The following is a 12,835-nucleotide window of genomic DNA, read 5'->3' as shown; positions in this document are numbered from 1 at the left end:
GGCCCTTGGAGGCGCACCCTCGCGTCTCTACCTAGGCGGCAATGAACGCCGTCACCGCTCGCATCGCCCAAGGCGTCACCTCGATAGCGGCCGAGGATTGGGACGCGTGCTCTGGCACTGCCAACCCGTTCGTCTGCCACGCCTTCCTCTCCGCGCTCGAAGCGTCGAAAAGCGTCGGTGGCCGCTCGGGCTGGCAGGCGTTGCCGGTGGTGGTCGACGGCCCCGACGGCAAGCCCGCTGCGATCGCCCCCGCCTATGCCAAGAGCCACAGCCAGGGTGAATACGTCTTCGACCAGGGCTGGGCCGACGCGTGGGAGCGGGCAGGGGGGCAATATTACCCCAAGCTCCAGATCGCCGCGCCGTTCAGCCCGGTGCCGGGCCCGCGTCTGCTGCTGAAGGACCGCGACCACGCCCCCGCGCTGATCGCCGCGCTGGAGGCGGTGACCGACCAGAGCGGGCTATCCTCCGCGCACGCGACCTTCATCGATCCCGACGAAGTGGCGCTGTTCGAGTCCGCCGGCTGGCTGATCCGCCAGGGCACGCAGTTCCACTGGAAGAACGACGGGTACGCCAGCTTCGACGACTTCCTCGCTGTGCTGGCCAGCCGCAAGCGCAAGGCGATCCGCAAGGAGCGCGCCGCCGCGGTCGAAGGGCTGACGATCCGCCACCTCACCGGCGCCGAGATCACGCCCGCGCACTGGGATGCGTTCTGGGTGTTCTATCAGGACACCGGCGCCCGCAAATGGGGTCAGCCCTATCTGACGCGCCCGTTCTTCGACCAGATCGGCGAGACAATGGGCGACCAGATCCTGCTGATCCTCGCCGAGCGGGACGGCATTCCCATCGCCGGCGCGCTCAACCTGATCGGCGAGGACACGCTCTACGGCCGCTATTGGGGCGCGACCGAGGAGGTGCCGTTCCTCCATTTCGAACTCTGCTATTACCAGGCGATCGACGCCGCCATCTCGCGCGGGCTGCAGACCGTCGAGGCGGGTGCGCAAGGCGAACACAAGCTCGCGCGCGGCTATGCGCCCGTCGCGACCTATTCCGCGCATTACATCCCCGACCCGAGCTTCCGTCGCGCGATCGCCGACTATCTCGTCCGTGAACGCGAAGCCGTCGCGGAGCAGCAGGAGTATCTCGGCGAGCTTACTCCGTTCCGGCGGGGCGAGCCGCCGGCTGGACCAAAGGCCCCCGGTTGACGCGGTAGAGCAAGCTCGTTTCGTCGCGGCGGATCAGCGTCAGGTCGCGAACCAGCGTGGAATCGAACTTCGGCGGGTGGATCAGCCACACGTAATCGAACGCATCGCGCGGGAATTTCTCCAGCGCCATCGAGATCGGCCGCCAGAACTGGCCACGGCACTTGATGTCGCTGACGATCTCCGACGGATCATGCGCGAACCCGCGCGCCGCCGCGTAGTTCGTCGTCAGCAGCTGCGCGCCGGCCATCGACCATTGATCGTTGGTAAACGCCAGCCGCCGCTCCAGCAGCAGCGCCGGCACATGCTCGAGCCGCGAATACGCCCAGTCGTCGCGACACCGCCGCCCGACGAACGACACCACGCGAGACCGCTCTGGCACCGTATCGATCGCCGCGATCGCCTGGTCGTAGCTGCGGTCGTACATCAGATAGCTGACCGTCGTCCCCGCCAGCCGCACGCTGAAGAACGCGAACCCCAGCACCGCCAGCACGGCGGCGCCCCGCAGCGACAACCCATGCTGCGGCCGCAGCGCGATCACCGCGATCGCCAGCACGAACGGCGCGAGCCGCATGTCCGCATAGGCGGACCCGAACACGATCCGCGGCAACAGCACGTACACGCCTGCGAGGAACAGCGCCGACAGCCCCAGGTTGCGCGAATATTCGATCGTCTGGTCGCGCACGCCGCGGAACAGGATCACAAACAGGACCGTCACCGACGCGATGTCGAACGCCATCCACCGATCGCGCAGGACCATCGTGATCCAGTTCATCTTCCAGCGCCAGTTGAACCAGTCCTGCGTCTTGCCGCCGACATGATCGCCCGAGCGCCACACCACCATCATCACCATCGGCAGTGCGAGCGGCAGGCAGTTGAGTCCCGCCTGGATGCAGGCCCTGAACCAGCCATGCGCCCAGCTCTTGGGATCGCTGTCGCGGCGGATGTCGTGCTGGCGGATCAGCTCGGCAGAGAAGGCGAGCACGCCCAGCACGCCCCAGCCGAACGTATGGCACAGCCACAACAGGCACGACACGGGGATGAAGATCGCAGTACGCAGCTTGGTCCGCCCGAGCCGCCCCATCCGCAGCCACAGCGCGAACAGGTTGAGCGCGAGCGCCATCGCCAGCGCGAAATTCACGAAACCGAACTGGAACGGATAGCTGTAGGCGAGTGGGAGCGCGAACAACGCGGTCGCCGGGATTCGCCCATGCACCTCGCGCGCGATCCACAACAGCCCGGTGACGGTCAACGCGGGGATCGCCATGACGATCAGCTTCACCGCCAACTGCAACCCGAAGATCGGCGCGAGCGGCTCGATCAACAGGTCGATGCCGAGGTTGCCGATCATCTGCCAGCGGAAGTTATACCACTGAGAAAGCCACGGATTCTCGCCGATCGCCAGCTGGACGCGGTAGCGGCCCATATGGCCAGGCAGGTCGACCAGCGGCGGGATCTCCGGCCACAGCAACGGTATGATCGACGCGAGCGCCACCGCGACGACAAAGCCGCGCGTCTGCCACCAGTGAAGTTCCGTGTTCTGCCCCCGCGCCATCGTCGACGCCTAGCGCCGCAGGGGGCCCTTCGACAAGCACCCTGCATGATCGAATGCGACGGAATAGACCGCGGATCGTCCATCGGACCAGATCGGGACGAGGTCGGCCGACTGTGCCCGTCCGACCGGGAAGCCGATCGTCCAAACCCGTTGGAACGTGCAGCGATCGAAGGCGCGTATCGCTTTGTCGAAGTCGATGGTCTGGTCCTCGGTTCCCGGTGGGTGGACGATCTGCGACGGATCGCGATCGAATGGTGCGGCATCGGGATGGCGCGGGTGGATCAGTTGCTGACCCGCGAGCGCCCATTGTTCGTTGTCGAAAGCCTCACGCCGCGCCACCGCCAGACCGGCTATGTGCGTGAGGCGGGGGTTGAACCAAGATGTCATGTTCGGCTCGTTCACCAATACCAGGACGGCAGCAGCGCGCGGGATGGCGTTCAGCGCTTCCAGCGCGCGGGACTGGCCTTGACTGAATAGGATGAACGCGATCGTCGTCGTAGCTATCCTGACAGCGAAAAACGCGGCGCCGATCGCCGCGGCCCGCCGCGCAAGCGCATCGTGATCCGGCTCGATGCGTATTGCCAGCACCGCAAGCGCCGCCGCGTAGGGCAGCATCCGCATATCGACTCCGGCCCCGCCCTGGAACATCAGCGGTAGCATCACGAAAGTTATCAGACCGGACAGCGCCGGAATGCCAAGCACGCCTATGAACCGCATGCTTGGTGAGCGGATCGCGGTCCACACTGCGCAGACGATCAGTACGACGCCGGCGATGTCATACGCTTTCCACCGTTCACGCAGCATCGACACGAGCCATTGCGCTTTGGCACTCCAGCGAAACCACTTGCCGGTATCACCCGCCAGCCGATCGCCGCCACTGCCGATCATGATCAGGAGTGGCCACGCCATAGGCAACGCCATCAGGCCGGCGGCGAAGGCCGCCTCGATCCAGGGTTCGCCGCGCCGCATACGCAGCGACCATTCCGCGCCGATCACGAACAACCCGAGCATTGCCCAACCGAAGCTATGGCATAGCCAGGTCAGCCCAGCATACGGCGTGAGCATTACCATGCGCACCCAGATCGGATGCGTCCTCGCCAGCCGAATCCACAGGGCAAGCCCTGCCAGCGCCATCGCCGCGCCGAGGCAGAAATTCACGAACCCAAGTTGGAACGGGTAGCTATAGGCGAGTGGCAGCGCGAAGCCCGCCATCGCCGGGATGCGGCCGTGCGCTTCATAGGCGACCCACAGCATCGCTGCGACGGTCATCGCCGGGATCAAGCCAATCACCAGCCGAGCCGCGGGCTCGACATCGAGCAGAGGATGCAAGGCCATAACGAGCAGGTCGACGCCGAGGTTGCCGATCAGCGCCCAGCGTACGTCGTAATGCTGTGCGAGCGGACCGGTGCCTGCGTCCGCGAGGATCCGGTAGCGACCGATGTGGCCGGGCACGTCGGTCAGCGGTGGGATCGCCGGCCACAGCATGGGAATCAGTGCGGCGAGTACCGCGAGTACCGCGAACCCGCGCGTCGTCCACCAGCCTTGCCGTGCTGCGCCGGAGAACGTGGTGGAACGGATGTCGTGCCCCACGTCGGGTCGTGCGATCGTGCCGGTCACGGGACGACCTCGAATATCCTGTTGCCGGTAGGGTCCAGCGGCTTCAGCCATGCTGGAATCCTGCGCGACGCCAGATCCTGCGCCATGCTGTCAGGAGCGGGCCGGATGCTGTCGAAATCACCGTCGCAATAGACCACGTAACGGACCTTCCATCGATCTGCGATCGCTCGCGCCTGGCCGCTGCGGCCGAGAAAGAACCGGTACATTGCGACATTTCCTGCGGTGTTGCGGTGATAGGGGCCGGCCACGAAGGCATGCGGGGTGGCGGCGATACCCCACGGGGCGACGTCGATCTGTGCCATCACCATGCCGGGCGAAAGATGGTCGAGCGCAGCTATCGCTTGAGGCGAGGTGCAGCTCGACGCGCTTGGAGCGGGCTTTCGCGGCGACGGCACGAATGCCTCGGCCGCGATAGGGTAGAGCATGCCGGTCGAGAGAACCCATGCCGGCACCAGCGTGAGAATACCGCGCCGCCGTGCCGCGCCGATCATGATGGCCAGCGCGGGCGCGCCGAGCATCGCACCGGTATAGGCACCGCGAAGCTGCACCGCGGCGATCGCGACGGCGGTACACTGAAGCGCGAGCAGCAGGGCCGCGTGGCGACCGGGTCGCCGGCGCAGCAGCCATGCCGAGGCCGCGACCCCCGCGAGCATGACTCCGAGATACCCGAACGCCACGCCGAACGGAGCCGCAACGATCGATTGCGCCTCTCCGACGTGATCGAGCCACAATCGGCGCAACAGTATAGGAACCTGCCCATAGGGCGATCCACACGCGGGAGACTGCAGCCGGACGACGCCGAGCGCTCCGAGAGACAGGGTGGCGGCGATTGCCAGCCTAACTCGGACCGATATTATATGCCGTCCCAGCACCGCGACCGCCAACGGAACGATTGCCATGATCGCCAGGCCGGTCGCGGCCTGCTGGGTGAATCCGTCGCAGGCAGGATAGCGCCATTGTCGACTGGCCAATCCCGCAATGCCGATACCGAGCCCGGTCAGCGTCCCGACACCCAGACCAAGGATCCGCGCGCCGCCCCCGCGTCCCTCACATGCCCAGCCGAGCAGCGCCGCGGCACCGAGCACCGCGAAGAACGGCATCGTCTCCATGCCGATGACGAAGCTGGTCGCGGCAAGTGCCCCGGTGATCGCGCCGTTGCGGAATGTCGGCTTTCCGATCGCGACCAGCGTCGCGCCGAGCAGCAGGACCAGTTGCAGGCCGTGATGGTCGATGCGACCGGGCACGAAGATCGTCGTTGCCGGGTATGCGATCGCCGCAACGACCATCGCCGTGTGTGCCGCATCGGGATCGAGGCGGCGCGTGATCCGACCCACCAACAGCAATGCGGCGGCGAACAGCAGGATCGGCCAGAGGGTTACGGCGAAAACCTCGGCGCGCTGCGTTCCAAGCAGCGGCGTCGCGGTGGTGATCAGCAGGGCAGGGCCCAGATCGGCGATGCGTGACCAGTGCATCTGCACGCCAGCACCTAGCCGATATTGCGTCAGATCGCTCCACGATTGCCCGCCGAGCCAGTCGCGTACCTGCTGGAGACGCATGACGTCGTCGGTATCGGGCAACCGTAGCGCCGACAGCGAGGACCAGTCACCGATGCTCCACGCCATACCCAGGACAAACGCCAACAGGACGGCGATCGTGAGATCGGAGATCAGGTCGAGGCGTTCGCGGTCCACCCATGCGACTGTAGCGCCGCATGGTTAACCGATCGTAGTTACCGGTCGCGCTTGGCAAGCAACCGCAACCGCAGTGCGTTGAGCTTGATGAAACCCTCGGCATCGCGCTGATCATAGGCACCCTGGTCATCCTCGAACGTCACGACCTTTTCCGAATAGAGCGAGTTCGGCGATTTGCGGCCGACCACGTAGACGCCGCCCTTGTAGAGCTTCAGTCGGACGGTGCCCGATACCTTCTCCTGGCTATGGTTGATCGCCGCCTGCAGCATCTCGCGCTCGGGGCTGAACCAGAAGCCGTTGTACAGCAGCTCGGCATAGCGCGGCGCCAGCTCGTCCTTCAGATGCGCGGCGCCGCGGTCGAGCGTCAGCTGCTCGATGCCGCGGTGTGCGAGTTGATAGATCGTGCCGCCCGGCGTCTCGTACATGCCGCGGCTCTTCATGCCCACGAAACGATTCTCGACGAGATCGAGCCGGCCGATGCCGTGGCGGCGGCCATAGTCGTTGAGCGTCGACAGCAACGTGGCGGGCGACATGCCCTCGCCGTTGATCGCGACGCCGTCGCCACGCTCGAAATCGATCGTGATGTATTCCGGCGCGTCGGGCGCGTCCTCGGGGTTCACCGTGCGCGAATAGACGTAGTCGGGGACCTCGTCCCACGGGTTCTCGAGCACCTTACCCTCGGACGAGGTGTGGAGCATGTTCGCGTCGGTCGAGAACGGCGACTCGCCGCGCTTGTCCTTGCTGACCGGGATCTGATGCTGCTCGGCGAACTCGATCAGCTTGGTGCGGCTGGTCAAATCCCATTCGCGCCATGGTGCGATGACCTTGATGTCGGGCGACAGCGCGTAATAGCCTAGCTCGAAGCGGACCTGGTCGTTGCCCTTGCCGGTCGCGCCGTGGCTGACCGCGTCGGCACCGACCAGCTTGGCGATCTCGATCTGGCGCTTGGCAATCAGCGGCCGGGCGATCGACGTGCCGAGCAGGTACAGCCCCTCGTACAGCGCGTTCGAGCGCATCATCGGGAAGACGTAATCGCGGACGAACTCCTCGCGCAGGTCGTCGACGAAGATATGCTCGGGCTTGACCCCCATCATCTCGGCCTTGGCGCGCGCCGGTTCGAGCTCTTCGCCCTGGCCGAGATCGGCGGTGAAGGTCACGACCTCGCAGTTATACGTCTGCTGGAGCCATTTCAGGATCACGCTCGTGTCCAGGCCACCGGAATAGGCGAGCACGACGCGGTTGATCTGATCGGTCACGGCAGAATCCTTCGGGCAATATCCAATGCCCGCGCCCCTATGCGCTAGGGGGCGTCCATGCAACCGGGGCCTGCAACTATGGCGTTCATGGCGCGTACAACCGAACCGGTCTATTCGCGCCGCAAATCCTCTGGAGTTATCCCACCGTGCTACGCCAAAGCCTTACCGTTCTCGCTATTGCCGGTCTTGCGACCCCGGCGCTCGCGCAGGAGACCCGCGCGTCCGCCTCGGCCAAGTTCAAGACCGAATTCGCCGCGTCGGACACCAACAACGACGGTGTCCTGACCCGCGCGGAAGTGCAGGCGCGGATCGGCAACATGAAGGTCGGGCCGGGCCGTCCGGATCCGGTGCATGCCAAGCGCCTCGCCGACCTCTGGTTCACCAGCGCGGACAAGAACAAGGACGGCAAGGTCACGCAGGCCGAAGCGCAGGCGCTGCTCGCAGCGACCTTCGCAAAGTACGACGCGAACAAGGACGGCAAGATCGGCGGCGACGAGCGCGCCGCTGCCAAAGCTGAAGTGCAGGGGCCGCGCTGAGCCACACCGGGTTCCCCTCCCTGGAAGGGAGGGGTTAGGGGTGGGTCGGCCCGTTTTGCGGCGCGGCCCATTCCAATTAGCTAACCCACCCCCAGCCCCTCCCTTCCAGGGAGGGGGGCAGGTCAGCCTTCGCGCAAGGCCCGCTCGCCCTCGAGCATATAATCGCGCGTCAGCGGCAACGTCATCCGGCTTTTCGACAGCTGGATCTGGTAATTGACCATCCCCCCGGTCCGGAACGCCGCCGCGGCGCCCGCCAGATAGAATGTCCACATCCGGTAGAACCGCTCGTCGTACAGCGCGACGATCGCGTCCTTTGCAGCCACCGTCCGATCGTACCAGAGGTCGATCGTCAGCGCATAATGAACGCGCAGCACCTCGATATCGGTCGGGAAGAACTTCAGCCCCTCATACCCCTTCACGATCTCCGACAGCGCCGGATTATAGCCGCCCGGGAAGATGTACTTGGTCGTGAACGTGTCGGTGACGCCCGGACCGCCCATCCGGCCGATCGTGTGGAGCAGCATCACGCCGTCGTCCGTCAGCAGGTCGCGGCATTTGCGGAAGAACGCCTTGTAGTGCGCCGGGCCAACATGCTCGAACATCCCGACCGAGACGATCCGGTCGAATGTCCCGGTCAGCGCGCGATAGTCGATCAGCTCGAACTTCACCTTGTCGGCGACCCCGGCTTCCTCGGCGCGACGCCGCGCAACCTTCAACTGCTCCTCGCTCAGCGTCACGCCCAGCACTTCGGCACCGGTCTTCGCGTGCAGGTACAGCGCCATGCCACCCCAGCCGCAGCCGATGTCGAGCACGCGCATCCCCGGCTGGATCGCGAGCTTGGCGGCGATGTGCGCCTTCTTGTCGTTCTGCGCCTGCTCCAGGCTGCTGCCCGCGTCAGTGAAGTACGCGCAGGAATATTGCCGGTCCGCATCGAGGAACAGGTCGTACAGCCGGTCCGAAAGGTCGTAGTGATGCGCGACGTTCTTCTTCGATCGGCGCGCCATGTTCACGCGGTCGACGCGGTGGACAACTTTATCGAGCAGTTTGATCGGTAGCGAGGGATTGAGCCCGCCGCCACGCTCCCACGGACTGTTGCCCTTGAGCAGATTGACCAGATCGCGGATGTCGCCGCGGTCGATCGCGAGGCGCCCGTCCATGAACGCCTCGGCTGCGCCGAGCGCCGGGTGGCGGACGATCGCGCCCGCCACGCCGGACTGGGTCAGCCGGATCGTGACCGGGTTATAGGCCGGGTCGGGCTTGCCGAAATGCTTCGTCGTGCCGTCCGCGTGAATGAGCGTGAGTTCACCGGTTTTAACCTGCCGGGCCAGGAAACGATCGAAAAGAGCCATGTCGCTTTAGCTAATGACTGGTACGGAATTGCGCTACCCCCGCGGCGGCTTAGATTCCCGCGTACCAATCATAATCCACGTTATCTTCCCAATAGCCGCCCTTGCCCTTGCCGATTCCGGCGAGGCTGGCCACCGCATCGATCGCCATGACGTATTTCGCGTGCTTGTAGCCAAGCTGTCGCTCCACCCGCAGTCTGACGGGCGCGCCGTGTGCAACGTCGAGTACGCGGTCGTTGAGCGCCCAGGCCAGGATCGTCTGGGGATGGAACGCGTCGATCAGGTCGATGGACTCGTAATAGGGCGTGCCCCGATACAGGTCCGCGCAGGTGAAGACGATGTAGCGTGCGGTGCTCTGCAACCCGGCGGCGCTGAGCAGTGCGCCAAGCTTCGGCCCATGCCATTTACCGATCGCGCTCCAGCCCTCGACGCAATCGTGCCGCGTGATTTGCGTGCGCGATGGCATCTGGCGGAGCTGCGGCAGGGTGACCGACAAAGGCCGGTCGACCAGCCCGCCGACCTTCAGCCGATAGTCCGCGAAGTTGTTCGCGACCATTGCGGTGTATCCGGGCGTACCCGGATCGCGCGTGCCGTTCGATCGGAAGATCGGCGACATTTGCGCAGGGCTGAACTCTGGTGCGAGCGCGTTGCGGTTGGTCAGCGCGCGTTGCAGCCCGCGATTCATGTCCTCGCCCATGAACAGGATTTTACGCGCCTCGGGGTTCGCGGCGATCTTGTCGCACCCGGTCAGCAACGCACCCGCGCCGACGGTCGCACCGACAACGAGTGATCGACGGGTAATCAGCGAACTCATGCGGCGTCCTCCGGCACTGCCCAGCGTCCCGTGATCATCGAGCGAACCTCGTTCCAGGCACCGGCGAGAATGACCAGCGCGAGATGGGCGATGATGAAAAGGACCAGCCCGGTCGCCGCGATGAAGTGGATCGAGCGCGCCGATTGCCGCCCACCGAAAATGTCCAGCAACCACGGCCATGCGGCGTCCATGTTCGGCGACATGGCGAGCCCGGTCAGGATCATCATCGGGATCAGCACGAAGATCGTCGCCACATACGACAGCTTCTGGAGGGTATTGTACGCGCCCGGCCGCTTGGGATCATGGAAGCGGAAGGCGAGATGTTCCTTCACGTCATGCGCGACTTCCCGCGGCGACAGCTCGGCGGCGCGGACGCGGAGGTCGCGCTGGAAATGGCGGTTGATCAGGCTAACGATCATGAATCCGAGCAGCGCGAAGCTCAGCACCAGCGCGAACAACAGGTGCCAGCGCCGCGAAATGGCCAAGTTGTAGCTTGCCGGGATCGTCAGCAGGTTGAGCAACGTCACCAACCAGCTCGGCCACTGGTCGAGCGTCGTCCATGCGGCGTCGAAATTCGCGCCGTATTTGCCCCAATACAGTCGCGGATGCGCCTTCAGGATGCCGATCCCGCTGCCGATCATGATGAACATCGTCACCACCGTCACCCAGTGCCAGATGCGCGTCGCCAGCTTGTGGCGTTTGACGACTACCACGGAACCAGGGACGGAACCGCGGACGGAATCGGAGTAGGCAATGGGATCGTTCATGCGCGGCCTTCGCTATAGCCAGTCGAACCCGATCCTAGCAGGGATAAGCGCATGATCGAATGGCATTCTTACGAACCCGCGAACGGTCACCGCCTGCCGCACGATCCCCTCAACGCGATCGTCGCGCCGCGACCGATCGGCTGGGTCAGCACCGTCTCCGCCGAGGGCGTGGCGAACCTCGCACCGTACAGCTTCTTCAACCTGTTCAACTACACCCCGCCGATCATCGGCTTTTCGTCGATGGGGTGGAAGGACAGCGTCGCCAATATCGAGGCGACCGGCGAGTTCGTCTGGAATCTGGTGTCCCGCGATCTGAGCGAGGCGATGAACACGACCGCCGCGAACGTTGCCGCCGATGTCGACGAGTTCGCGCTGGCCGGGCTTGAGATGGCGCAGTCGGCCAAGGTGAAGCCGGCGCGCGTCGCCGCCAGCCGCGCGCAGTTCGAATGCAAGCTGACGCAACTGATCCGACTCGAGACGAAGGAAGGCCGCGAACTCGACCAGTGGCTGGTGCTCGGCGAGGCTGTCGCGATCCACATCGACTCGTCAATGCTGGAAGACGGCGTGTACCAGACGGCCCGCGCGAACCCGATCCTGCGCGGCGGCGGCCCCGCGGATTACTTTACGATCACGGAGGATTCCTTGTTCAAGATGCGCCGGCCGGGCTGATAGAGGGTTGATGCTGCGGCGCAGCATTTTGCGCCCTCACCGACTCACGAAAGCGATCCCCCATGAAACCTGTCGATACGCGCATGGCGTTGCTCGCGCTCGCCGTTGGCGGGTTCGCGATCGGAACCACCGAGTTCGCCGCGATGAGCCTTTTGCCACAGTTCGCGCGCGGGCTGGGGATCGACGAGCCGACGGCGGGGCATGTCATCAGCGCCTATGCGCTCGGCGTTGTCGTGGGGGCGCCGACGATCGCGGTGTTGGCGGCAAAGATCGAGCGGCGGGTGTTGCTGATCGGGTTGATGACGTTCCTCGGGATCGCCAACGGGCTGTCCGCGCTCGCTCCAACCTATCATCTGATGCTGCTCGCCCGGTTCTTGAGTGGCTTGCCGCACGGCGCGTATTTCGGCGTGGGATCGCTGGTCGCTGCATCGATGGTGCCGCGCGAGAAGCGGTCGCGGGCGGTGTCGCGGATGATGCTCGGGCTGACGATCGCGACGATCGCGGGCGTGCCGCTGGCGAATGGCATCGGCCAGTGGTTCGGCTGGCGCTGGGGCTTTGGGATCGTCGCGATCATCGCCGCGGCGACGGTGGCGATGCTGGTCAGATTCGCGCCGGTCCTGCAGCCTGCTAAGGATGCCAGCCCGCTCGGCGAACTAGCGGCGCTGCGTAACGGGCAGGTCTGGCTGACGCTCGCGATCGGGGCGGTCGGGTTCGGCGGGATCTTCTGCGTCTATACCTATCTCGCCTCGACGCTGACCGAGGTGACGGGCGTATCGTCCGCGTTCACGCCGGTCGCCTTCGCGCTGTTCGGCGTTGGCATGACGATCGGCACATTGGTCTGCGCAAAGGCCGCGGACGTCGCGTTGATGCCTGCGGCGGGAATAACCCTGCTGTTCGGGGCAGGGGCGCTCGCCCTCTACGCACCGGCCACGCCACATCTCTGGGCGATGCTGCCCGTGGTGCTGCTCATCGGGTGCGGGGGCGGGCTGTCGACGATCCTCCAGACCCGTCTCATGGACGTCGCGGAGGAGGCGCAGACGCTGGCGGCGGCGCTCAACCACTCCGCGTTCAACACGGCCAACGCGATAGGGCCATGGCTTGGCGGCCTGGCAATCGCGGGAGGCTATGGCCTGCCTTCGACCGGATGGGTCGGCACCGCGCTGGCTCTCGGCGGCTTCGCGATCTGGGCATTGTCCTGGAAGTTGGACTCGCGAAAGGCTCCGTCCCTGGGATCGTGAGTATGTGCGGCTAGCGGCACTGCAGCGTCGAGCGGATCACGCACTGCCGCCCGCCCCGTGGAATTGTCGCCCGGCAAACCCTCAACCACAAACAGATTTGGGATATCGTATATTATATTTGACTTAGTTTCGGTGGCGTGATGGATT

Annotated in this window: 11 protein-coding genes; 4 read left to right on the top strand and 7 right to left on the bottom strand. The window is 65.2% G+C overall.

The window, feature by feature from the left end; translation table 11 throughout:
• The first annotated feature begins 41 nt into the window (after positions 1–41).
• A complete protein-coding gene (locus H8S47_RS01780) occupies positions 42–1,202 on the top strand; it encodes a GNAT family N-acetyltransferase (protein WP_187502220.1) in 1,161 nt (386 codons plus the stop codon).
• On the opposite strand, the gene H8S47_RS01775 is transcribed toward H8S47_RS01780, so the two are convergent.
• From H8S47_RS01775 to H8S47_RS01760, 4 genes are read right to left on the bottom strand one after another with little or no spacing between them, the layout of a single operon-like run.
• Entirely contained in the window at positions 1,150–2,754 is a 1,605-nt protein-coding gene (locus H8S47_RS01775; RefSeq protein WP_235982543.1) for a hypothetical protein, read from the bottom strand. The genes H8S47_RS01780 and H8S47_RS01775 overlap by 53 nt on opposite strands.
• Before the next feature lie 9 nt (positions 2,755–2,763).
• Positions 2,764–4,371, bottom strand: coding sequence for a hypothetical protein (locus H8S47_RS01770; protein WP_187502219.1), 1,608 nt, complete (start codon positions 4,369–4,371; stop codon positions 2,764–2,766).
• Complete coding sequence (locus H8S47_RS01765) at positions 4,368–6,062, bottom strand: hypothetical protein (RefSeq protein WP_187502218.1); 1,695 nt, start codon at positions 6,060–6,062, stop codon at positions 4,368–4,370. Before H8S47_RS01765 ends, H8S47_RS01770 begins: the two co-directional genes overlap by 4 nt.
• A gap of 38 nt (positions 6,063–6,100) precedes the next feature.
• Positions 6,101–7,318 carry an argininosuccinate synthase gene (locus tag H8S47_RS01760; RefSeq protein ID WP_187502217.1) on the bottom strand — a complete coding sequence of 406 codons (1,218 nt, stop codon included), beginning with the start codon at positions 7,316–7,318 and terminating at the stop codon, positions 6,101–6,103.
• A 146-nt stretch (positions 7,319–7,464) separates the two neighbouring features.
• Between H8S47_RS01760 and H8S47_RS19085 the strand changes: the two genes are divergently transcribed.
• Complete coding sequence (locus H8S47_RS19085) at positions 7,465–7,854, top strand: EF-hand domain-containing protein (protein ID WP_214654883.1); 390 nt, start codon at positions 7,465–7,467, stop codon at positions 7,852–7,854.
• Positions 7,855–7,976: 122 nt separating this feature from the next.
• Here H8S47_RS19085 and H8S47_RS01750 read toward each other — a convergent pair whose 3' ends face one another.
• The 3 genes from H8S47_RS01750 to H8S47_RS01740 are packed head-to-tail and all read right to left on the bottom strand — an operon-like array spanning position 7,977 to position 10,781.
• A complete protein-coding gene (locus H8S47_RS01750; protein WP_187502216.1) occupies positions 7,977–9,203 on the bottom strand; it encodes an SAM-dependent methyltransferase in 1,227 nt (408 codons plus the stop codon).
• Between the two features lie 49 nt (positions 9,204–9,252).
• Entirely contained in the window at positions 9,253–10,014 is a 762-nt protein-coding gene (locus H8S47_RS01745) for a molybdopterin-dependent oxidoreductase (RefSeq protein WP_187502215.1), read from the bottom strand.
• The gene (locus tag H8S47_RS01740; RefSeq protein ID WP_187502214.1) at positions 10,011–10,781 is read right to left on the bottom strand and encodes a cytochrome b/b6 domain-containing protein; all 771 of its coding nucleotides are present in this window, start codon (positions 10,779–10,781) and stop codon (positions 10,011–10,013) included. The genes H8S47_RS01745 and H8S47_RS01740 overlap by 4 nt, the downstream gene beginning before the upstream one ends.
• 51 nt (positions 10,782–10,832) lie before the next feature.
• Here H8S47_RS01740 and H8S47_RS01735 point away from each other — a divergent pair, with 51 nt between their 5' ends.
• Positions 10,833–11,450, top strand: coding sequence for a flavin reductase family protein (locus tag H8S47_RS01735; RefSeq protein ID WP_187502213.1), 618 nt, complete (start codon positions 10,833–10,835; stop codon positions 11,448–11,450).
• Between the two features lie 62 nt (positions 11,451–11,512).
• Positions 11,513–12,688 carry an MFS transporter gene (locus H8S47_RS01730; RefSeq protein ID WP_187502212.1) on the top strand — a complete coding sequence of 392 codons (1,176 nt, stop codon included), beginning with the start codon at positions 11,513–11,515 and terminating at the stop codon, positions 12,686–12,688.
• Positions 12,689–12,835 lie beyond the last annotated feature (147 nt).

Source organism: Sphingomonas albertensis, from assembly GCF_014358075.1.
Lineage (GTDB): Bacteria > Pseudomonadota > Alphaproteobacteria > Sphingomonadales > Sphingomonadaceae > Sphingomonas > Sphingomonas albertensis.
Note: the sequence above shows the minus strand (reverse complement) of the source record. Positions and strands in the feature narration are given on the sequence as shown.

What these genes read in the sequence shown, in the direction of transcription:
- H8S47_RS01735 (WP_187502213.1), top strand. Translation starts at nt 10,833, where the DNA reads ATGATCGAATGGCATTCTTACGAACCCGCGAACGGTCACCGCCTGCCG.
- H8S47_RS01745 (WP_187502215.1), bottom strand. Translation starts at nt 10,014, where the DNA reads ATGAGTTCGCTGATTACCCGTCGATCACTCGTTGTCGGTGCGACCGTC.
- H8S47_RS01780 (WP_187502220.1), top strand. Translation starts at nt 42, where the DNA reads ATGAACGCCGTCACCGCTCGCATCGCCCAAGGCGTCACCTCGATAGCG.
- H8S47_RS01740 (WP_187502214.1), bottom strand. Translation starts at nt 10,781, where the DNA reads ATGAACGATCCCATTGCCTACTCCGATTCCGTCCGCGGTTCCGTCCCT.
- H8S47_RS01730 (WP_187502212.1), top strand. Translation starts at nt 11,513, where the DNA reads ATGAAACCTGTCGATACGCGCATGGCGTTGCTCGCGCTCGCCGTTGGC.
- H8S47_RS01775 (WP_235982543.1), bottom strand. Translation starts at nt 2,754, where the DNA reads ATGGCGCGGGGGCAGAACACGGAACTTCACTGGTGGCAGACGCGCGGC.
- H8S47_RS01750 (WP_187502216.1), bottom strand. Translation starts at nt 9,203, where the DNA reads ATGGCTCTTTTCGATCGTTTCCTGGCCCGGCAGGTTAAAACCGGTGAA.